A 21,066-nucleotide genomic window follows, 5' to 3' on the forward strand; every position below is an offset into this window, starting at 1 on the left:
GATGTGAACGCGTTCTGGGCCGGCGGATCCGCGCAAGTGGGCCCGGTGTCGCAGCCGTACCAGGACGGCCAGACCTACAACACGATCGCCGCGAAACTCCAGGCTCCCCGGCCCGACTGCGACGACGGCACGGCGACTGTCACCGTGCGGTCGACGGTGCACCTCCTCGGCCCGAATGCCGGGTTCGGGCAGAACGGGTTCGCCGAACGGGGCACCGACTTCGACACCGCCCCGGGCACGAACACCACACCCGACATGCCCGTCGGCGGCACCCAGACCCTGGAGACCACCGTCGAGGTCCCGGCGGCGGACCTCGCCGCCGGGAACGTCAAGTACTGGATGATCCTGGAGACCTACCACGGCGGCTCCAAGGCCTGGGACATCAGCGGCTTCTCCGCGACCTACACCTACAACACCTCGACGTGCGCGGACCTGGGCGTGACCAAGAGCACCGAGCCGTCCGTCGATGAGGTGCAGCAGGGTGAGCGGATCAGCTACGCCATCGTGGTGACGAACCACGGCCCCGGGGACTCCACCGGGCACACGATGACCGACCCGGTCCCGGCCGGTCTGGTCGACGTCGAGGTCCCGGACGACTGTTCCCTCGCCGGCGGTGTGGTCACCTGCAGCGGTGGGCCGCTCGCCGCGGGGGAGAGCCGGACCTATCTCGTGACCGCGACCGCGGCGGACGTGCCGGCCGGCACTGACGCGGTGACGGTGACCAACACGGCCCGGGTCAGCGGGAACGAGACGGATCCGAACACGGCCAACAACACCTCGGCCGCGATCGTGACGGTGAACGTCCCGATGATCGCCGGTGGCGTGGGCGCCGCGCTGGGCCTGGGCGGGACAGCGGTGTGGCTGCTCCGCCGGCGCGTGGCGGCCTGACCTCCCGCACCGCAGATCGACGGGCGGCCGCCCGTCCGCCATAAGTGGCGACATGTTCGCGCGCCTCGGCCGGTCTTCAGGGCGGAGTCGCGAGACGGAAAGGACGGATCGAGATGTACGCAGGTGGAATCGGTCCCCACACCGGCGGCACGGCCGGCGGGATGGGGGCCCTGGCGGCCACCGGGTCGCCGGTGCTCGGGTTGCTCGTCGGGCTGGGGGTGGTGCTGCTGTTCGCCGGGATGACCCTCGTGCGGAAGAACGTGGTGGCCCGCAACCTCGCCGCGCTCGGTGGCACCGCGCCCCGGCCGTTCGGCGGAGCAGTCTGACGGGCGCGGTTCCGCGTTCATCCCGGTGCGGGCACCGGGATGAACGCGGAGTGCGGGCACGGCTGCGAGAGCGAGAGGACTGTGGGACCAGCGATGTGCACAGCTGAAAGTGACCCGGCGAACCGGCCGGCGCCGACGAGGGAGGACGCGTGACGAGCGAGAGCGCCGCCGTTCCCTGGTCCGGGATCCCGGCGAACCCGTCCGGGCGCACGCACCGGTCCTGGCTGGGGTGGCTGGCCGCGGCGCTGTGCTTCGGCGTCGCGGTGGCCCTGATCGCCTTCCAGGACAGCTACCGGATCTTCGAGACCTGGCTCGCCGGTGAACTGGTGACCGCCGTCTCCGGGCAGTACACCTTCGCCGTGCCCGGGCATCCGGTGCTGTACTTCCGGACGTCGGCCTCGCCCGGCGTCATGGGCATCAACGTCTCCCTGGCGTGCAGCAGCGCGCTGCTCGTGGCCCCGTTGTTCCTGACCTCCGGCGCGCTGTTCCTGTCCAGGGCCCGCTCCCGGATGCGGCTCGTCCTCGCGACGCTGCTCGGCTTCCTCATCGTCGCGGTCGCCAACAACATCCGGCTGATGCTGATCGTGATGCTCGGCGGCCGCTTCGGCGAGACCGGGCTCGACTGGGCCCACGTGCTCATCGGGTCGCTGGTGATGCTGACCGCGGGCGGTGTCGCGATCCTGCTCTACATCAGGATCACGACCGGACGGCGGCGGGAGGCGGACGGCCGATGAGCCTGCTCGAAGTCTCGATCAGCCTGTCGTTCTTCCTCGGACTGGTCTTCCTGGCTTACGTGTGCATCCTGGTGCGCGGGTTCGTCAAGGCGAAGCCGGAGCGGCCGGGCGACCCCGGTGAGCTGGACTGGCACTTCGTCATCCCCTGCCGGGACGAGCAGGCCGTGATCGGCGGGACGCTCGGCTACCTGGAGAGCACTTTCCCCGAGGCGCACCTGTGGGTGATCGACGACGCCTCCGGTGACGGCACCGCGGCGATCGTCGCCGAGCGGGCGGCGCGCAACCCCCGCATCCACCTGCTGGCGCGGAAACTGCCGGACGCCCGCAAGGGGAAGGGTGCCGCGCTGAACCACGGCTACCGGGAGATCAGCCGGCATGTCGGGGATTCGGACCTGCGGGCCCGCACGATCGTCGTCGTGGTGGACGCGGACGGCAGGCCGTCGGCCAACATGCTCGAGCTGTGCGCGGGCCCGGACGCGTTCGCCGACGAGTCGGTCGGCGCGGTGCAGGTCGAGGTCCGGATGGTCAACCGGGACGTCGAGCGGCCGCTGCCGGGCAAGGGCCCACTGGCGAACAAGTTCGCGGCGATGCTCGCCCGCATGCAGGACATCGAGTTCCGCGGCCCGATCTCGGCCATGCAGATCATCCGTCGCCGGACGGGCACCGTGAACATGGGTGGCAACGGCCAGATGAACCGGCTCACCGCGCTGGACAGCATCGCGGGAGAGTCGGCGGAACCCTGGGGCAACGCGCTCCTGGAGGACTTCGAGCTGGGGCTGCGGCTGATGCTCGCCGGGTGGCGGACGGCCTACAGCCGCGGGTCCTGGGTGGACCAGGAGGCGTTGTGGAGCCTGCCGCCGCTGGTCGTGCAACGCACCCGCTGGGCGCAGGGATCCATGCAGTGCCTCCGGTACCTGCCCAGGGTGTGGGGATCGCCGTGCTTCTCGACCGCGGGGTTCCTGGAGATCCTCTACTTCATGCTGCGGCCGTGGGTCCAGGTCGTCGGCTCGATCGTGTACGTCATCCCGCTGGCGGTCTTCGCCTTCAACGCCGCGGCCTACCGCGACTTCATGGCGGGCTTCCTCGCCAACGGCGGCCTGCTGCTCATGTTCGCCTACGCCGTCGTGGGTGTCGCGGAGTTCGCGATCTGGGGCTGGTTCTACCGGTCCCGCTGCGAACCCGGGGTCAGCCGCCGCTCCGCCGTCTACTACGGACTGTCGGTCGCGCTGTACTCGGTCCTGAACTACGTCATCGCCTGGCGCGCCTTCGGCCGGTTCGTCAGCGGGCGGGGCAGCTGGAAGAAGACCCGGCGCAACAGCGAGCTGGCCGGGACGCGGGCGCCCGCCGTCGGCGCCGTCACGAAATGAGGTCGGGAACAGTGCGACGCGCAATCGCCCGGGGCGCCTGGGCAAGCTTGCTGGTGATCGTCACGCTGGGCGGGGTCGCGCTGGCCGCCGCGGGTTTCATCCAGAGCCCGCCCGGGCTCGGTGCGGGAGAGCTGCGCACCAAGTGGGACGTCGGGGCGTGCCACCGGCTCGACCAGCCGGTGGAGACCTCGTGGGCGTTCCTGACCGACACCAAACCGGTCGTCCCGTGCGACAGCGAGCACACCACCGAGACCTACCAGGTGGTGGAGCTGCCCGCCGGCCTGGCGGCGGAGCCGGAGCGTCCCAGCCCGGTGCTGCTGCAGAAGGAAGGACCCCCGTTGTGCGGTGGCGACGTGCTGAACGCCTACGTGGGCGCGGACGAGCGCGACGCCGTCCGCGACCTCACGACCGTCGCCTTCTTCCCGACCGAGGAGGAGTGGCGCGGTGGCGAGCGGCGGATGCGGTGCGACGTGATGAACGTGCCCCGTGGGCAGCTGACGCCGGTGACGGTGTCGTTCCCGTTCAAGGACTCCCTGAAGACCCCGGACGGGTCGCGCTTCCGCACCTGCCGTCTCGACGGCAGCGAGGTGACGTGCGACCAGCCGCACAACCGCGAGCTGGTCAACCCGTGGCTGCTGTTCGGCCCGGACCAGGTGGAGAAGGGCCGTGACTTCATGGTCGGCGTGGCGCGCCGGCTGTGCGGCCCCGAAGCGGAGGCCTACCTGGGCGCGCCGCCCGCGTCGCGGCCGGACCTCACGGTCGTGGTCGAGGTGCCCGGCGACCCGTCGATCCGGCAGGACAGCCGGGTGGGCCGGTGCTGGCTGGCGCCGTCGGACCCGGCGGTGACCCTGGACCGGAGCGTCCGGGCCTACCCGGCGGGGGCGAGCGCGTGACCGCCGTGCGGCGCACCTGGTCCTGGCTCGCCGAGCCGGGACGGCGCATCCCCGTGGTCTCCACCGCGCTGGGCGTGCTGTGGACCGTGATCATGCTGGCCCGCCTGTTCGTCGGCGGCGCGGTGGGGCTCGCGGACAACTTCGACGGCCACCGCCTGATGTGCCAGCTCCAGGTCGCCGCCGTGCCCAACGGCCACGACACCTGGGCCTACCTGAACCCGGTGTACGACACCCACGTCTGGTACGGCGAAGCGTGCAGCGCGGGTGGCACCGGCGAGCCGTACCTGAGCAGCCAGTGGTACTTCCTGTGGCTGGCGAAACTGCTCACCCCGGTGTTCGGCTTCGACCACGCGCTCGACCTGCGCGTCCTCGGGGTGGTCGTGTCGGTGTTCTTCGGCCTGGCCATCGGGCTGATCTGCGCGGCGCTCCCGCTGCCGGTGTGGGTGCGGGTGCTGGTGGTGTCCCTGATCGGCCTGTTCACCGCCGACTCCACGATCGCCCCCTACTTCGTCTCGCCGCTGAGCGAGCCTGCCGCGATCATCGGGATGCTGCTGATCGTCGCCGCGCTGCTCCGCCTGTTGCGCCGGAACTTCGTGACCGTCGCCGACCTGCTGCTGGTCTCGGCCGCCGTGTTGTGGACGGTGATGGCGAAGACCCAGACGATCACCATGTTCGCCGGGGTGCTGCCCGCCATGCTGGTCCGGCCGGTGCGCTTCCCGTGGCTGGCGAAGCTGCGGAGGACGCGCCGCGAACTCTGCCCGGAACCGCCGCGCGGGCTGCGGCGGCGGGCGCTGGTGGGTGCGCTGCGGCGGACGCCCGCGGTCGTGATCTGCGGGTTGCTCGTGTTCGGGTGTGTCCAGTTCGCGAGCTCGCAGTCGCGGTGGCTCACCGAGATCTACCACTTCCACCAGGTGTTCGGCACGATCCTGCCGCTGGGCTCGGACCCGCGGCAGGACCTGCGGGACCTCGGCGTGGACGAGAGCCTGGCCCGGTACGACGGCGAGTCGATCCTGGCGCTGTCCGGACCGGGCGAGGTGCCGCAGGGCTACCGCGAGTTCCTCGACGACATGAGCATGACCAGGATCGCGGGGTTCTACGCCACCCATCCGGCGCGGATCTTCGCGGTGCTCGACCGCGGGCTGGACGCGGTGACCCAGGCCCGGCCCGGCTACCTCGGCAACTACACGCCGGACAGCGGAAAACCGGCCTACAGCCAGGAAAACCGGGTGTTCGCCGGGGGAGCGCTGTTCACCCTGTTCCGCCCGGTCCGCTGGGTCGTCTTCCCCGTGCTGTGGCTGGGTTCGCTCGCGCTCGGCGCCTGGCTCGCCCTGCACCGGCGGCTCGGCGCCGCGGGCCGCAGCATCGGCTGGCTGCTCGTGGCGCTCTCGCTCAACACCGTGGCGCAGCTGGCGTCCGTGCTGCTGTCGGACGGGCTGAACGACATCGTCAAGCACTCGATCTTCGTGGTCTACAGCACGTTCCTGTTGTTCCCCGCGCTGGTGGCGGCGCTCGGCGCGATCGACAAGATCGGCCGGCCCGACCAGTTCCTGCCCGGCCAGAAGCTGCCGAACACCGGCGTGCCGTGGCCCTGGCAGCGCAGGCGCGCGCGGCACGTCACGGGCGCCGTGCGGGGCGGCGAACGGGAAAGGGAACTGGAACCGGTGTGAGCGGGGGTTCCGCATGGGAGGTTCGGTGAGCACAGCCGCGGCAGGGCGGGCGAGGCCTCGGATCGGGTGGAAACCGCGGGTCTACGGCGCCCTCGGGAGCACCTGCCTCACGCTCGGCTTCGTCGCCCTGCTGTTCGTGGTCTACCAGCTGTACGTCGTGCCGGCCCGCACCGGTGCGGAACAACGCACGCTGGAGCAGGAACTGATCCAGCAGTGGGAGCAGCCGGACCCGTCCGGTCTGCCCGCGCCGGTGGTCGGCAACCCGTGGGACGCGGCGGTGCCACCGGCGCAGGGGCGGCCCCTGGTGCGGCTGTCCATCCCGCGGCTCGGCGCGCGCTGGGTGGTCGTGGAGGGTGTGACTCTGGCCGATCTGCGACGCGGTCCCGGCCACTATCCCGGCACCGCTTTTCCCGGGCAGCCGGGCAATTTCGCCGTGGCCGGGCACCGCGCGCCGGGTGTGTTCTGGGATCTGGACCGGCTCGCCGCGGGCGATTCGATCCAGGTGCAGGCCGGTGCGACCGAGTACACCTACACGGTCACCGGCACCGAGATCGTCCGGCCCGGTGACGTCGGCGTGATCGCGCCGGTGCCCGGCGATCCGGGCGCGCAGCCAGTGGAACCGGTTCTCACGCTGACGACGTGCAACCCGAAGTGGGCGAGCTACCAGCGGCTGATCGTCCACGCGAGCCTGTCCGGCGTCCGGACCGTGCCGGTCGAGCCGGCGGGCTGAGCCGGATGTCCACACGCGACGGGGCCGGCCTCCTCCGATCGGACGAGGCGCCGCGCGAAGTTCCGCAGGTGCACGGCACCACGGTGGGCCGACCGGACGCCGACCGCGTCATGTCGGCGTGAGTTTTCCCCGTCTTGTCTTCGCGGGCGGTTCCGCTCGCACCGTCTCAATCGGAACGGAGCTTTTGTCATGGAGGAGGAGACGTGACGCGACCACGACAATGGTGGAAGTCGTCCATGGTCCGCCGGGCCGGCGCGGTGGCCGGGGTGGCGGCGGTCGTCGCGGCGGCCGGCGCGTCGTTCGCGATGGCGACCACGCCCGGGTCACCGGGCACCCCACAGGCGCCGACGACGATCTACGCCGAGAACTTCCAGAACCGCCCGGCCGCGACCCCGATCGTCCGGCTGAACCAGTACACCGGGGCCGGCGGCCAGCGCTACGGCGCCGATCCGCAGTGGCTGTCGATGTGCAACGGTTGGATCGCCTCGTCGGCCCAGCCGGTGGCGCCCGCCGCCCAGGTCAACGATTGTTCGAACCAGGGAACCTGGAACGCGGTGCAGCAGATGGCCTACGCCCTGGGCTCCTACACGGGCGTCGCGCCGAACAGCAACTACGCGGTGTCGGCGATGACCGCGGGTAACCCGGGGGCTCCGCACGTCGAGTTCAAGACCGCCTCGAACATCCCGTTCAGCGGCAGCAACCGGTTCGTCACGTTCAGCGTGGACGTGGCGGTGATCAACTGCTTCGCCAACCACCCGCTGCTGCAGTTCTCGTTGCTCGACGAGGCGGGGAGGGCGAGGCCGGTCGGCTCCCAGATCGACGGCTGCGGCGCTTCGCGGACGATCAACGTGCCGCAGATCGGGTCGGCGCCGGCCAAATCCGCCACTGTCGGCACCTACACCTCCAACGGCGCGGTGCTGGTCAACGGCAGCTCGATCGGCGTGCAGATGGTCAACAACCAGCCCAGCGGCACCGGTAACGACCACGCCTTCGACAACATCAAGATCCTCGATGTGACGCCGCAGCTGGACAAGTCGTTCAGCCCGGTGGAGGTGAACACCGGCGGGACCTCGACGCTGACGTTCACCATCACCAACACCAGCGAGCTGGCGGCGAAGAACGGCTGGTCGTTCACCGACGCGCTGCCCGCCGGGCTGACGGTGGCCGGCGCCGGGACGACGAACTGCCCGAGCGGTGCGGTGACCGCGGCGGCCGGCGCCACCTCGGTCAGCGTGACCGGCAACCTGACCGCGGGGATGGCGTCGTGCACTGTCAGCGTGCCGGTGACCTCCGGCACCGCCGGCAGCTACACCAACGGTCCCGGCAACATGTCGCTGGTCGGGCTCAACCCGCCCGCGGACACGACGGTCACGTTCGTGGAGCCGGACCCGAGCGCCGACCTGGCGCTGAGCAAGACCGCACCGCAGGACGAGGTGCGGCCCGGTGACCGCATCACCTACACGATCACGGTGATGAACCTCGGCCCTGCGGAGTCCTCGGGATACACCGTGACCGACCCGATCCCGGCCGGCCTGGTGGACGTGCAGGTGCCCGCGGGCTGCTCGGTCGGCTCGGACAGCGTGATCATCTGCACGGGTGGTCCGCTGGCCGCGGGTGACTCGGTGAGCTACGAGATCTCCGGCACGGTGGACGCGGTCAATCCGGACGGGGTGGCGAAGTACCTGACCAACGCCGCCCAGGTCACCGGGAACGACCCGGACGGCGACCCGAGCAACAACACCGGTTCCAAGACGGTGCGGGTCGTGCCGCTGGTGAGCCTCGCCATCGGCGGTGTCGGCGCCCTGGCCGGCGCCGCCGCGTGGGTCCTGCGCCGGCGGTCGATCGTCAACTGACGGGGAGGAGGCGGCTCGTCGCGCGCCGCGGCGAGCCGCCTACCCGGAAGCGTTGCCGGGCGAACCGTCCGATGTGGTCAGCCGGCCAGGTCCGGGTTGATCGAGCGGGCCTGCCGCCGGGCGAGGATGTCGTCGAGGCGGGAGCCGACTTCGGCGCAGTTCGCGCGCACGATGTCCAGGAACGCGGCGAGCACCGGTGAGTCGTCGGCCGCGCGGAAGGACAGGTGCAGGTCCGGCAGGCGGAAGCGCGGGGCGACGTCGCAGAACCAGACGTCCTTGCGGGTGACCAGCCGCATCCGGGCCGGGCCGAGGCCCACGCCGACGCCGCAGGCCGCGAGGCCGATGATCGTGTGGACGTCCCGCGACCGGGTGGCCGCGTCCAGCGCCGACGTGTCCGCGCCGAACAGGCTGCGCAGATGGGCGGCCACCGCGGGTTCCTGTTCCGGCGCCGACATGATCAGCTGCTCGGCAGCCAGCTGTTCGAGCCGGATCTCGCCGCGGCCCGCGAAGGGGTGGGCGACCCCGACCACGGCGACCAGGTGGTCGGCGCCGATCGGCACGGTCACCAGCCCTTCGACCCCGGCGCCCCGGGGTGCGCCACGGCCGACCGCGACGTCGAGGTCGCCCGCGACGAGGGCCGCGGTCCCGTCCGGGCTGTTCATCTCATGCAGGTCGAGCCGGACGTCCGGCCGCGCGGTGCGAAAGCGTCCCAGCACGCCGGGCAGCGGCTCGAGCAACGCCGAGCCGATGAAACCCATCCGCAGCTGACCCGTTTCGCCGCGAGCCGCGCGGCCGGCCTCGACCGCGGCGGCGGTCATCTCGCTCAGCGCGCGCCGTGCCCTGGCGAGGAACGCGGTGCCGGCGGCGGTCGGGAACACGCCGCGGGGCGTGCGGTCGAACAGCCGCTCACCGATCTCGCGTTCGACAGCCGCGATCTGCGTGGACAGCGGCGGCTGCGCGATCCCGAGGGACGCGGCCGCCCGGCCGAAGTGCTGGTGCTCGGCCAGCGCCAGGGCGTACCGGAGGTGACGCACTTCCATACGCACAAGATATCGCGCCGGGGTGATCCAGATATGGAAGTGGATGACCGTCACACGACGCGATGAAGTGGACCTCGTTCCCCACAGCCGTCGAAAGGACGTCATGAACGAGACCACCGCCTGCGTGTTCGTCCACGGTGCCTGGCACTCCTCGCTGCACTGGGCCGCGACCCAACGCGCACTGGCCGCCTCCGGTGTGCCCAGCGTGGCCGTGGACCTGCCCGGGCACGGCGTGACCGCGCCGACCCCGACCGGGTACCTGCAGCCGGGGCAGCCGGGCCTGGCCACCGAACCGTCCGCGCTCACCGGGCTCACCACCGGCGTGCTCGTCGACGCGCTGGTCGCCGACCTCGCCGAGGTGCGCCGCCGGTACGCGCGGGTGGTCCTCGTCGCGCACAGCGCGGGCGGCGGCCCGGCGTCGGCCGCGATCGAGCGGCGGCCGGAGCTGGCCGACCACGTGGTGTACCTGTCGGCGTTCGTGCCGGCGGGCCGGCCACGCTTCATGGACTACGTCACCGCGCCGGAGAACGCCGGCGCCGTCCAGGTGCCGCGGGCCGGCGACCCCGAGGTGATCGGCGCGTTCCGCATCAACCCGCTCTCGACTGATCCGTCCGAAGTGGAGGTGATCCGGCAGGCGTTCCTCAACGACTGGCCCGCGGACCGCCCCGGCTGGCGCCTCACGCTGCACCCCGACGAACCCCTGGTGTCGCTGGCCGGGGAGTTCCCCGTCACCGCCGCACGGTGGGGCCGCGTGCCGCGCAGCTACATCCGGCTGACCGGCGACCTCGCGTTGCCGCCGGTCACGCAGGACCTGATGATCGCCGAAGCGGACCGGGTGACACCGGACAACCCGTTCACGGTGCATTCCCTGCCCGGCGGGCATTCGCCGTTCCTGACCCGGCCCGGCGAGCTCGCCGAACTCCTCGGCCGGATCGCGAAGGCATGAGGCCCGCCGCTCAGGCCGTGCTGCTGTCGGGGACGTTCGTCCAGCTGATGAGCGTCACCGTCATGCAGCTGGCCGTGCCGCGCATCCGCCACGACCTCGCCGCCGGCTCGGGCGCGGGCCAGCTCGCCCTGGCCGGCTACACGCTCACCTATGCCTGCGCGCTGATCACCGCGGCGCGGCTCGGCGACCGGTTCGGCTACCGGCGGCTGTTCGTCGCCGGCACGGCCGTGTTCACGCTGGCGTCGCTGGCCGCGGCCGCCGCGCCGGACGTGGAGTGGCTGGTGGCCGCCAGGCTGGTGCAGGGGGCGGGCAGCGGCCTGGTGGCGCCGCAGATCCTGTCGCTGATCCAGACCGCGGTGCCCGCGGGCCGGCGGGCGGCGGTGCTGGGCCGGTACGGGGCGACGATGGCGATCGCCTCGCTCGCCGGGCCGCTGTGCTGCGGCGTCCTGCTGCACTTCGACCCGTTCAGGGCCGGCTGGCGGGTCGCGCTGGCGTTGCCGGTTCCGGTCGGGATCGCCGCGCTGACCTTGTTCCGGGTGCTGCCCGCAGCGCGCGGGCCGGTGGTCGCGAGCCGGGTGGACCCGGTCGGCGCCGCGTTGTCCCTGGCGGGGCTGGTGCTGCTGGTGCTGCCGCTGACCCTCGGCCAGGACGCGGCCTGGCCGGTGTGGACGTGGGTCAGCCTGGTGGTGGCGCTGGGGTTGCTCGCCGCCTTCGCCGCGTCACAACGGCGGGTGCGGCACCCGTTGGTGCACCCGGCAGCCCTGGCGGCGAGGACGACCCGCTGGGGCATCGGCGCGGTGCTGCTGTTCAACGCCGGGATCCCGTCGTTCAGCCTGCTGCTCTCCCTGTACCTGCAGGGCGAGCTGCACCGCGACCCGCTGGTCACCGCGTTGACGGTCGCACCGTACGCGGTCGGCGCGCTGCTGGGCAGCGGGGTCGCCGAAGCCGCGGCACGCCGGTTCGGCGCCGTGGCACTGGCCGCCGCGTCCGCCGGGCTCGCCGTGGTGTCGCTGCTCGTCATCCCGGCGCTGCCGGCGCCGGCGCCGGTCCTGTGGGCGGTGTTGGGCGCGGGAGGCTTCGCGTTCGGTGTCTTCACCGCCTCGGCGTTTTCCCTGGTGCTGCAACGGGTCCCGGCGGACGCGGCGAGTTCGGTGTCCGGGTTGCTGCCCACCGCGCAGCAGCTCGGCGGCACGGTGGGGGTGGCGGTGGCCGGGGTCGTGTACACCGCCGGGGCGATGGGCTCGGCGATGGTCTACGAGGCCGTCGTGTTCCTGCTCGCGGCCCTGGCCACCGCTCGGCTGGGCGCGCGGCGCCCGGCTGCCACTGAGCGGCAACCACCGCTTGGTGTGGGCTGAGCGGCGCGTGCACTGTGGATCGAGGAAAGTCCGTTGAAGCAAGGGGAAATCATGCCGTGGGACATCCGCGAGTCGGTGCGCCTCGACGACGTCGAGCTGGCCTACCGCGTCGTCGGCGACGGGCCCGAGGCCGCCGTGCTGGTGCACGGCTGGCCGCAGACGCACGCCTGCTGGCGGCACGTGGTGGAGCCGCTCAGCCGCGGGCGCACCCTCATCGTCCCGGACCTGCGTGGGTACGGTGACTCGGGCCTGGCGCGGTCGGGGGACTACGACAAGCGCGCCACCGCCGCCGACCTCAGCGCCCTCGTCCACCACCTCGGGTTCTCCTCGGCGGTGGTGATCGGCCACGATCGCGGCGCCCGCGTGGCGCACCGCTGGGCCCTGGACCACCCCTCGGACATCGACGCCCTGGTGCTGCTGGACATCCTGCCGACCAGGGTCGTCATGGACACGTTCGACCGCGACTCGGCGAGCGCGATGTGGCACTGGTTCTTCCACCGGAACCCGGAGCTGGCGGCGACGCTGGTCGCCGGCAACGTCGAGGCGTACCTGCGGCACTTCTTCGCCCGGGTGCTCGACTCCGGCGCGGTCGACGCGGAGACGTTCCAGCACTACGTCGCCGCGTTCAGCGATCCGGGGCACCTGCGGGCGTCCTTCGAGGACTACCGCACCGGCTTCGCCACCGATCTGGACCGCGACCAGGCCGATCACGAGCGGGGGTTGCGGGTGCGGGCGCCGCTGCTCCTGTTGTGGGGCGCCGAGGGCGGGCTCGGCGGGACCGACGTGGTGCGCGTCTGGCAGGAGCACCACGCCGATCCCGCCGCCGTGCGCGGCCACGCCGTGCCGGGCGGCCACTACGTCCCCGAGGAAGCGCCGGGGGACGTGGTGGCCGCCGTGGAGGCGTTCCTCGCCCGGCGGTGAGTCACACCGCGGTCAGCCCGCCGTCGACCAGGACCTCCACGCCGGTCACGTAGGACGCCTCGTCGCTGGCGAGGAAGAGGACGACGTCGGCGACCTCCCGCACCTCGCCGGCCCGCTTCATCGGCACCCCGTCGAGTTGCCTGGCCCGCCACACCGGGTCGGCGGAGCCGCGGGAGGTCCGCATCGGCGGGAGCATCCCCGGAGCGACCGCGTTGGCCCGGATCCCGTCGTCGGCGTAGTGCACGGCGGCGGTCCGGGTCATCGACTTGACGGCGGCCTTGGACGCCCCGTAGCCGAGGTGCACGCCGAGCTGGCCGATCGAGGCCGAGATCGAGGACAGGTTGACGATCGAGCCGCCGCCGGAGCGGGCCATCGCGGCGGCGCCGTGCTTGATGCCGAGGAACACACCCTTGGCGTTGACCAGCATGAGCTGGTCGAAGAACGCGGTGCTGGTGAGGTCGGGGTCGAAGGTGCCGCTGATGCCGGCGTTGTTGACCAGCACGTCGAGCCGCCCGAACTCCGCGACGATCTCGTCGATCCCGGTGGTCCACGAATCCTCGTCGGTGACGTCGAGGTGGAGGTAGCGCGCCCGCCCGCCGTCGGCCTCGATCTCCTTGACCACGGCCGCGCCGTCGTCGTCGTTGATGTCGGCGACCACCACGGTCGCGCCCTCGCGGGCGAACGTCGTGGCGGTGGCGCGGCCCATGCCGCTGGAGGCGCCGGTGATCAGCGCGGTCTTGTCGCGCAGTCGCATGATCGGGGTCCTTTCGTGAGGCTGCTCAGCTGCGGGCGGAGACGCGTCCGGCGACGGGTTCGCCTGCCGGTGTGCGCGCTCGCCTGCCCTTGACGATGACGGCCAGGATGCACACGGCGCCGGGGATGAGCAGCGAGAGGAACACCTGGTGGTAGTTGAGGCCGGCGGCGACGAGCACCGTTCCGATGGCCGCGCCGCCGATGGCGCCGAACCGGGCGACGCCGGTCGCCCAGCTGGTTCCGGTGGCGCGGATGCTCGTGGGGTAGAAGGCGGCGCCGATGATCGGGAAGGCGGTGCCGCAGGTATTGGTGAACATGCCCATCACGAACATCAGTGTCCCGAGCACCAGCACGTTCGGCGGCGCGACGGCCACGAGCACGAACATCACCGAGGCGCAGCCCATGGCGGCGACGACCGTGCGGTGCATGCCGAAGCGGTCCATCGCCGACCCGATCCCGAGGTTGCCCAGGGTTCCGCCGGCCTGCAGCAGCAGCCCCATCGTGGCGGCGGCGGTCAGGGAGAAGCCGATGTCGGTCATCAGGATGGGCATCCAGCTGTTGGTCAGGTAGACGATGAAGAACGCCGCGCTGAAGCCGATCCAGATGGCGGCGGTCCCCAGCCGGAACCGGCGGGCGACCAGCCCGGCGACCCGGACCTTCGCGTCGACGGCCGGCTCGTTGAGGGCGAACCGGGTGCCGGGCGGGAAGTTCTCGGGCACGATCCGGTTCACCAGGCCCAGCAGTTCGGCCTCCCGCCCGGCCTGACGGGCGAGGTACTTCGGCGACTCAGGCAGCGCGAAGTAGACGACGACGGCGTAGGCGAGGGGCAGGACACCGGCGGCGACCAGAGCCCAGTGCCAGCTCGCGACCTCCACGACGAGGCTGGTGAGGAACCCGGCGATCGCGCCACCGAGGGTGTGTCCGCAGTAGGTGAGCGCCATCATCGTGCCGCGGCGCCGCACGGGAGCGTACTCGGACACCAGCGTCGTCGCGTTGGGCAGCGCGGCGCCGAGGCCGAAACCGGTGAGCAGGCGCAGGATCGAGAACCACACCACGTTCGGGGCCAGCGCGGTCGCCGCGCACATCACCCCGAAGAAGACCATCGAGGCGAGGATGATCTTGCGCCGGCCGATGCGGTCCGCGATCGGCCCGGCGACCAGGGACCCGAGCGCCATGCCGAGCAGCCCGCTGGTGATCACCGGCCCGAGCTGGGCCTTGGACAGGCCCCAGTCGGCGAGCAGGGGCGGGCCGATGTAGGCGACGACGGCGAGGTCCAGGCCGTCGAGCACCACCACGCCCAGGCAGAGCAGCAGGACTTTGCGTTGCAGGGGCCCGACCTTGTTGCGGTCGATGACGTGTTGCAGGTCGAGAGTGGTCACGTGTCCTCCGTTGGACAGGAGCCGGTGAGGGCATTGCCGAGCAGGATCCGCAGGTCGTGTTCCGTCACCGGCCGGGGATTGGCGTAGGGCGCGGACAACGCCTGGGCCACCACGGTGTCCACACCGTCCGCCGGCATCCCGAGCGACTTGAGGGACATGTCGGCGCCGAGGTCGTCGGCGAGGCGGAACAGGTGCGCGGCCGGATCGCCGGCCCCGAACGCGTTCTGCAACGCGGCCCGTGCCCGGGGTGCGGCCGGGAGGTTGAACGCGAGAACGTGCGGGAGTACCGCGGTGTGGGTTTCGGCGTGCGGGAGGTCGAACGTGCCGCCGAGGATGTGGCACAGCTTGTGGTGCAACGACATCGTGGTCGCGCCCAGCACGCTGCCGGCGAGCCACGCTCCGTAGAGGGCCTCGGATCGGGCGTCGAGGTCGTGCGGATCGGCGGCGACCCGGGGGAGTGCGGCGGCGAGGGCGCGTGCCGACTCGGCCGCCATCAACGCGGTGATCGGTGAGCCGTCGGGCGCGTAGAGCGCTTCGGCGGCGTGGGCGAGGGCGTTGACGCCGCTGGTGACCGACAGGGCCGTCGGCAGGGTGAGGGTCAGCCGCGGGTCGTAGACCACAGTGGACGGCAGGACACGGGGATCGCGGCCGGTGGTCTTGCGGCCGCCGTCGGTCAGGCCCCAGATCGGCGTCATCTCCGAGCCGGCGTAGGTCGTGGGCACCGCGACGACGGGCAGCCCGGTGTCTTTCGCGATCGCCTTGGCCAGGCCGATGGAGGAACCACCACCGATGGCGAGGCATCCGTCGGCGCCGATCTCCCGGCTGCGTGCGACCGCCGTCGTCGCGACCGCGACCGGCACGTGCGGGGTGGCGTGCGGGTGCAGCGCCGCGATCCGGTCGCCGAGCGGTGCGGTGAGCTCGGCGGCCAGTTCCGCCTGTTCCGGGGTGCACAGCACGATCAGCCTGCGCAGGCCCAGCCGCTCGACCTCGCCGGCCAGCCGGCTCGCCGCGCCCACCGCGAAGACGACCCGGCCGGGACGGCTCTCGTGCACGAAGTCGTGGGTCATCGCCGCACCTCGTTTGAGACGACGCGATCCAGGACGATGTCGAACTCGATGAGCCGGAACGGGTTCGCGACCCCGTAGCGCCGGGCGCGATCCGGGTCGTCGACGTCGGTGACCGGCCGGATCAGCGACTCCTTGACCCCGAACACCGTGTCGGAGTCCAGGTACGGGCTGCCTTCCACGAAGACGTGGGTGGTGAGCGGGGCGTGGCCGGCGGCGTCGGCGATGACGTGGATGTGCGCGGGCCGGTTCGGGTGCCGCTTGGTGGCGGCGAGCAGCCGCCCGACCGGTCCGTCGTCCGGGATCGGGTAGTAGCGGGGCACCACCGTGCGCAGCCAGAACCGGCCGTGCTCGTCGGTGACGAACAGCCCGCGCAGGTTCCGCTCGGGCTGCACGCCGGGTTGCTGCACGTCGTAGTACCCGGCGCCGTTGGCCTGCCACACGTCGACCCGCGCGCCCGGCAGCGGGGTGCCGTCGGAGGAGCGGACCTGCCCGGCGAACACGCACGGCTCACCGTTGCCGTCGAGCGAGATGTTCGCGCCGAGCTCGCGCGGCGGGGAGTCGACCATGTGGAACGGGCCGAGGACCGTGGTGTCGGTGGCGGCGGCGGATTTCCGGTTGTTGATCGCGTCGACGAGCATCGACACCCCGAGCACGTCGGAGAGCAGGACGAACTCCTGCCGGGTGCCGTCGCACATGTGGCCGGTCGCGGTGAGGAAATCGATCGCCTGCTGCCACTCGGCGTCGGTGAGCTCGACGTCCTTGACGAACGCGTGCACGTGCTCGACGAGGCTCGTCAGGACCTGCTTCAGCCGCGGATCAGGGGTGCCGGCGAAACTCTCGGCGACGACCTGCGCGGAGGTGTCTTCGGAAAACCCGGTCATCGGCCCTCCTCGAGATTGGTCGTCCACTCCGGCGCGGCCAGTCCGGCGCGGTCGAGGACCTCGGCGCCCGCGGCGAAGGCGAGCCGGGCCGACTCCCCGGCGGGGCGGGCGTCGAGGTCGTCGGAGAAGACCTCCACCGACACCGGCGCGGTGACGCCGCGGTCGCGCAGGGCGCCGAGCACGGCGAGCGTGTCCCCGGCGCCGCGGCCGGGGAGCAGCCGCCGGTGGCGGGCCTCCTCGGTCATGTCGGGGTCCGGTTCGGGCCGGACGTCGCACAGCTGCACCGTGGTGATCTTGGTGGCGGGAATGCCGTCGAGGTCGCCGGGCGTGGCGCCGGAGCGGAACCAGTGCCACAGGTCGAGGGTGATCCCGCCGTTGCGCCGGTCCGCCGCGGCGACCACCTCCCACACCTGGGCGAGCGTGCGGACGTGGCTGTAGGGCAGGAACTCGAAGCCGACCAGCACACCGTGCTCGGCGGCGCGGTCGCACAGCGCCCCGAACGGCTCCACCAGGTCCGCGATCGGGTGCGCCTGGAACATCGGCACATTGAGGTGCCGCACCCCGATCCGGTCGGCGAGCCGGAACATGGCCTCCTCCGCCGGATCCGCGCCCAGGGACCAGTCCCAGTTGTGCTCCACTTCGAGCACCCGCAGTCCGTGCTGGTCCAGCAGGTCGCGGATCTGCCCGTCGGACAGGTCCGTGCCGAGGTAGTCGCTCACCCGCAGCCCGATGCCGGTGAACCCGGCCTCGGCCGCGGCGGCCACGCGGGTGGGCAGGTCCGCCGTGCGCAGCGTGCTGGCGCTGCAGTTGAGGTGTTTCATGCTCATCCTTTGCCGACTTCGCCCGCGGTGGCCGAGCCCGCGAGCCATTTGGCGCCCTCGTCGTACAGGCGGAGCACCGCTTCGCCGGTGAGTCCGGGCAGCCCGGTCTTGACTGTGAACCCGGCCTTGGTCTGCAGGTACGCCAGGTGGCGGTACCCGGACGGGAACCGGTTCAACAGTGCGGTGTCGAGTTCCAGCCGCGCGGCCGGGTCGACGGGGTCGAGCCGGTCCTTCTCGTAGATCGGCTGCCTGCGCACGATCTTCCATTCGCCCTCGTGGCGGCAGCAGAAGTCGTAGAACCGGCCGGTGCACACGACGTCGGCCTCGACCCCGTCGACGCTCGCGCGCTGGCTGATGGTCATCTTCGTCTGGACGACGGCCCGGTCGCCGTGCACGTCGGCGCTGTGGCCGCCGAGGAAGTGCAGGATGTTCACGCCACGCTCGAATCCCTCGCGGCTGACCGCGATGAACTCCGCGGCCGGGCCCTGGAACCAGGTGGCGGTCATCCACCCCTGGGTCGGGTGCCAGACCGTCGCGAAGCGGTCCCAGTCCCCGGCGTCGCGCCAGACGACCCAGTTGTCGACGAGTTCACGCAGTTCCAGCCTGTCTTCGAGGCTTGTCGGCACGTTTTCCAACCTCCTTGTCATCGGATCGCCGGCGCCAGCTGAGTGCCGGCGGCGACGTGTATCACTTCGCCCGTGATGTTGCGGGCGCGGTCGGACACCAGGAAGGCCACGGTGTTCGCGACGTCGGCGGGCTCCACGAGCCTGCCCAGCGGCGAGGCGGCGGCGAACCGGCCGGTGTAGTCGTCGAGGAACTCCGGATCGGCCTTCTGGGCGTTGAACGCGGTGTGCACGAAACTCGGCGCGACGACGTTGACCGTGACCCCGAGCGGGCCCAGTTCGCGGCAGGCCACCCGGGTCAGCCCGACGAGTCCCGCCTTCGACGCGGAGTACGCCGGCGTCCAGCCGCCGCCGAGCCACACGCGTGAGCCGATCGACACCACGCGGCCGCCGCCCTGCCGCCGCCACAGCGGCACGCAGTGCTTCATCAGCAGCACCGGCCCGGTCAGGTTGACCTGCAACGTCGCCTGCCAGGTTGCGAGGTCCAGGTCCGCGACGGTGTGCGGCGGCTCGATGCCGGCGTTGTTCACCAGCGCGTCGACCCGGCCCCAGGTGGCCTCCACCTGCTCGACGGCGGCCTGGACCGATGCCTCGTCGGTGACGTCGGCCTCGACCCCCAGGACCTCGCCGGTGAACTGATCCGCGGCCTCCTTCGCGCCGCGGCGGTCCAGCAGCGCGACCCGGAAGCCGTCAGCGAGCAGGGCCGTGGCGATGGCCGTGCCCATGCCGCCCGCGCCACCGGTCACGATCGCGACTGGGGCGGTCATGACGCGTGCTCCGTCGCGACCTTGACGATCGTGTCGGCCACGGCGCCGGGCATCGACAGCATGGGGGAGTGGCTCGATTCGAGTTCGCTCACCGAGCCCACCCTCGCGGCCATCTTGCGCTGGACCTCCGGCGTGCAGGCCCGGTCGAGCGTGCAGACGACGAAGTGGGCGGGGACCGTGCGCCAGGCCGCGCGGGAGACGACCGCGGTGCGGGCGTCGGCGTGCTCCGGGGTGAGACGTGCGGCCGCGCTCGCCGCGTCCGAGGGCGTGCAGTCGTGGTAGAAGGCGTGCCGCGCGGTGTCCGGGTCGATGACCAGGTAGTCGCCGACCTGGCGGATGTCGTCCTTGCCCGCCTGGGAGCCCGCTTCGGCGTCGTTGACGGAGGCGACCGACTCCCCGGGTTCCAGGCAGAACGCGCTCAGGTAGACCAGGGCGCGCACGCCTGGGGCGTCGCCGACCTCGGTGAGCAGGGCGCCGGAGTAGGAGTGGCCGACGAGCACGATGTCGCCGGGGATGCCGGCGAGCACGCGGACGAGGTGGTCGCAGTGCCCGCGGAACGTCGGATCCCCCGGGGCCCGGTCCTTGCCGGGCAGCGTGACCCGGACGCAGGGGTAGCCGTCGGCTTCGAGCAGGGACGCGACGCGTTCCCAGGCCCAGCCGCCGTGCCACATCCCGTGCACGAGGACGATGGTGGGATGGTCGGTCATGACGCGGTCCTTTCGATGAGTGGCTCGTCTGCTGTGGACACGGTGGTGTCCCGGGTGCGGAGGGAGAAGGTGAGCACGATCCCGGCGACGTAGATGCCGGCGATCACCCAGAGCGTCCCGGAGACACCGATCGGCGCCACCAGCCCGGCGACGACGGGTCCCATGAACTGGCTGACCCCCGCGCCGAGGTTCAGGATCGCGACGGCGCCGCCGACGCGGTGCGGGGCCAGCGCGGGCAGGATCGCCGAGAGGGGAACGAATCCGGAGAGCGCGGCGCCGTAGACGATCGCGATCACGAGGATCGCCCAGAAGTTCGGTCCCAGCAGCGCCGGCACGTAGTAGAAGGCGGGCACGCTGAGGGCGCAGAGGAAACCGCCGAACCACGCCACCGTCCGGACGCGGCCGATCTTGTCGGCGACGTAGCCGAAGAGCACGTTGGCGAGGATGTTGGTCAGCAGCATGGTGCCCCACACCGTCTGCCATTCCGGAGTGGACAGTCCGACGTCGCGGACCATGAACGTGCCCAGGAAGACGACGAAGGCGTAGAACCCGAGGGTGTTGATCATCCGGACGATCCCGCCGATGCCGACCTTGGGCCGTTCGACGACGACGGTGACGGCGCCGAGGACGGTGCGCAGGCTGGCCTTGACGCCGGCGGGCTGCTGCGGGCGGGCCTTGACCGGGAACGCGAGCAGGATCCCGCCCGCGCCGATGAACGCGAGCGAGGTGACCAGGGTGGCGAACTCGCCGATCAGCGGGATGACCGCGCCCGCGTAGTAGGAGCTGATCACCCCGAGGCCGAGTACGAAGAAGAACCAGTACCAGCCCACGGCCTTGCCCATCACCGACTCCGGCGTGTCCATGGCCACCCACACGAGGAAGCCGTAGGAGAACAGCGGATAGCCAAGGCCGCGGACGCCGAAGCTGATCAGCATGAGCGTGAAGTCGCCCTGGGCCAGCGCGAACAGGAAGGCGATCTCGAAGACCACCCAGATCGCGAATCCGGCGAACATCACCCGCCGGGGGCCGAAGGCCTCGGCGAGCGCGCCCGACAGCCACGCGGCGACGGCGACGACGAACCCGTAGACGCTCCACAGCAGCGACGTCTGGCCCGGGCCGAAGCCGTGCTCGGCGAGGTAGGGGGAGAGGAATCCGGATTCGATCCCGTCGCCGATCATGAACAACGTGAGCGCCACGAAGCCCCAGCGCAGGTGCGGGACGATGCCCTGGCGCGTCCAGAACCCGCTCACCGGTTCGTCCACCCAGTGACACGGCGGGCACACGCCCGGTCGGTGTTCGTCATGCTCAGAACCTCCTCGTTCTGCTCCGGTGTGGCGGGAACGTAGGG

Annotated in this window: 21 protein-coding genes; 11 read left to right on the plus strand and 10 right to left on the minus strand. The window is 71.8% G+C overall.

All coding sequences use genetic code 11. The features are described from left to right. Window positions 1-45 precede the first annotated feature (45 nt). The 8 genes from AMYTH_RS0105870 (at window position 46) to AMYTH_RS44135 (ending at window position 8,458) form a co-directional block, all read left to right on the plus strand. Window positions 46-888: a DUF11 domain-containing protein gene (locus tag AMYTH_RS0105870; RefSeq protein WP_157360543.1), complete on the plus strand. Its 843-nt coding sequence runs from the start codon at window positions 46-48 to the stop codon at window positions 886-888. Between the two features lie 113 nt (window positions 889-1,001). Beyond that, window positions 1,002-1,214, plus strand: a complete 213-nt coding sequence (locus AMYTH_RS0105875) for a hypothetical protein (RefSeq protein ID WP_027929508.1) — start codon at window positions 1,002-1,004, stop codon at window positions 1,212-1,214. 149 nt (window positions 1,215-1,363) lie between these two features. Then, the gene (locus tag AMYTH_RS0105880) at window positions 1,364-1,948 is read left to right on the plus strand and encodes an exosortase/archaeosortase family protein (protein WP_027929509.1); all 585 of its coding nucleotides are present in this window, start codon (window positions 1,364-1,366) and stop codon (window positions 1,946-1,948) included. Further along, a complete protein-coding gene (locus AMYTH_RS44125; RefSeq protein ID WP_051362568.1) occupies window positions 1,945-3,315 on the plus strand; it encodes a glycosyltransferase family 2 protein in 1,371 nt (456 codons plus the stop codon). The genes AMYTH_RS0105880 and AMYTH_RS44125 overlap by 4 nt, the downstream gene beginning before the upstream one ends. Before the next feature lie 53 nt (window positions 3,316-3,368). Continuing rightward, window positions 3,369-4,208: a septum formation family protein gene (locus tag AMYTH_RS0105890; RefSeq protein WP_167344572.1), complete on the plus strand. Its 840-nt coding sequence runs from the start codon at window positions 3,369-3,371 to the stop codon at window positions 4,206-4,208. Continuing rightward, on the plus strand, window positions 4,205-5,875 hold the full coding sequence (wsfD, locus tag AMYTH_RS0105895; RefSeq protein WP_027929511.1) for a glycan biosynthesis hexose transferase WsfD: 1,671 nt from the start codon (window positions 4,205-4,207) through the stop codon (window positions 5,873-5,875). The genes AMYTH_RS0105890 and wsfD overlap by 4 nt, the downstream gene beginning before the upstream one ends. Before the next feature lie 25 nt (window positions 5,876-5,900). Further along, window positions 5,901-6,605, plus strand: coding sequence for a class E sortase (locus AMYTH_RS44130; protein WP_167344573.1), 705 nt, complete (start codon window positions 5,901-5,903; stop codon window positions 6,603-6,605). 203 nt (window positions 6,606-6,808) lie between these two features. Further along, window positions 6,809-8,458 (plus strand): DUF7933 domain-containing protein, encoded by a 1,650-nt coding sequence (locus tag AMYTH_RS44135; protein WP_157360544.1) that lies wholly within the window; start codon window positions 6,809-6,811, stop codon window positions 8,456-8,458. 77 nt (window positions 8,459-8,535) lie between these two features. Here the strand turns inward: AMYTH_RS44135 and AMYTH_RS0105915 are convergent, their stop codons facing one another. Beyond that, entirely contained in the window at window positions 8,536-9,498 is a 963-nt protein-coding gene (locus tag AMYTH_RS0105915) for a LysR family transcriptional regulator (protein ID WP_027929512.1), read from the minus strand. 103 nt (window positions 9,499-9,601) lie between these two features. On the opposite strand from AMYTH_RS0105915, the gene AMYTH_RS0105920 reads away from it, so the two are divergent. Genes AMYTH_RS0105920 through AMYTH_RS0105930 form a run of 3 tightly spaced genes read left to right on the plus strand, consistent with a single transcriptional unit; the run spans window position 9,602 to window position 12,720 of the window. Continuing rightward, on the plus strand, window positions 9,602-10,444 hold the full coding sequence (locus tag AMYTH_RS0105920; protein WP_027929513.1) for an alpha/beta hydrolase: 843 nt from the start codon (window positions 9,602-9,604) through the stop codon (window positions 10,442-10,444). Then, complete coding sequence (locus AMYTH_RS0105925; protein WP_027929514.1) at window positions 10,441-11,799, plus strand: MFS transporter; 1,359 nt, start codon at window positions 10,441-10,443, stop codon at window positions 11,797-11,799. Before AMYTH_RS0105920 ends, AMYTH_RS0105925 begins: the two co-directional genes overlap by 4 nt. A gap of 33 nt (window positions 11,800-11,832) precedes the next feature. Next, window positions 11,833-12,720 carry an alpha/beta hydrolase gene (locus AMYTH_RS0105930; protein ID WP_228684594.1) on the plus strand — a complete coding sequence of 296 codons (888 nt, stop codon included), beginning with the start codon at window positions 11,833-11,835 and terminating at the stop codon, window positions 12,718-12,720. A 1-nt stretch (window position 12,721) separates the two neighbouring features. Here the strand turns inward: AMYTH_RS0105930 and AMYTH_RS0105935 are convergent, their stop codons facing one another. From AMYTH_RS0105935 to AMYTH_RS0105975, 9 genes are read right to left on the minus strand one after another with little or no spacing between them, the layout of a single operon-like run. Beyond that, window positions 12,722-13,474, minus strand: coding sequence for an SDR family NAD(P)-dependent oxidoreductase (locus AMYTH_RS0105935; RefSeq protein WP_027929516.1), 753 nt, complete (start codon window positions 13,472-13,474; stop codon window positions 12,722-12,724). 25 nt (window positions 13,475-13,499) lie between these two features. Then, window positions 13,500-14,852, minus strand: coding sequence for an MFS transporter (locus tag AMYTH_RS0105940; RefSeq protein WP_027929517.1), 1,353 nt, complete (start codon window positions 14,850-14,852; stop codon window positions 13,500-13,502). After that, the gene (locus AMYTH_RS0105945; RefSeq protein ID WP_027929518.1) at window positions 14,849-15,919 is read right to left on the minus strand and encodes a maleylacetate reductase; all 1,071 of its coding nucleotides are present in this window, start codon (window positions 15,917-15,919) and stop codon (window positions 14,849-14,851) included. Before AMYTH_RS0105945 ends, AMYTH_RS0105940 begins: the two co-directional genes overlap by 4 nt. Then, the gene (locus AMYTH_RS0105950; RefSeq protein ID WP_027929519.1) at window positions 15,916-16,800 is read right to left on the minus strand and encodes an intradiol ring-cleavage dioxygenase; all 885 of its coding nucleotides are present in this window, start codon (window positions 16,798-16,800) and stop codon (window positions 15,916-15,918) included. Before AMYTH_RS0105950 ends, AMYTH_RS0105945 begins: the two co-directional genes overlap by 4 nt. After that, window positions 16,797-17,621 (minus strand): sugar phosphate isomerase/epimerase family protein, encoded by an 825-nt coding sequence (locus AMYTH_RS44140; protein WP_051362571.1) that lies wholly within the window; start codon window positions 17,619-17,621, stop codon window positions 16,797-16,799. The genes AMYTH_RS0105950 and AMYTH_RS44140 overlap by 4 nt, the downstream gene beginning before the upstream one ends. Before the next feature lie 2 nt (window positions 17,622-17,623). Further along, window positions 17,624-18,247 carry a nuclear transport factor 2 family protein gene (locus tag AMYTH_RS0105960; RefSeq protein WP_027929520.1) on the minus strand — a complete coding sequence of 208 codons (624 nt, stop codon included), beginning with the start codon at window positions 18,245-18,247 and terminating at the stop codon, window positions 17,624-17,626. A 17-nt stretch (window positions 18,248-18,264) separates the two neighbouring features. After that, window positions 18,265-19,011, minus strand: a complete 747-nt coding sequence (locus AMYTH_RS0105965) for an SDR family NAD(P)-dependent oxidoreductase (protein WP_027929521.1) — start codon at window positions 19,009-19,011, stop codon at window positions 18,265-18,267. Continuing rightward, a complete protein-coding gene (locus AMYTH_RS44145; RefSeq protein ID WP_051362573.1) occupies window positions 19,008-19,718 on the minus strand; it encodes an alpha/beta fold hydrolase in 711 nt (236 codons plus the stop codon). The genes AMYTH_RS0105965 and AMYTH_RS44145 overlap by 4 nt, the downstream gene beginning before the upstream one ends. Further along, window positions 19,715-20,980, minus strand: coding sequence for an MFS transporter (locus tag AMYTH_RS0105975; RefSeq protein WP_027929522.1), 1,266 nt, complete (start codon window positions 20,978-20,980; stop codon window positions 19,715-19,717). Before AMYTH_RS0105975 ends, AMYTH_RS44145 begins: the two co-directional genes overlap by 4 nt. Between the last annotated feature and the right edge of the window lie 86 nt (window positions 20,981-21,066).

The organism is Amycolatopsis thermoflava N1165, from assembly GCF_000473265.1.
GTDB lineage: Bacteria > Actinomycetota > Actinomycetes > Mycobacteriales > Pseudonocardiaceae > Amycolatopsis_E > Amycolatopsis_E thermoflava.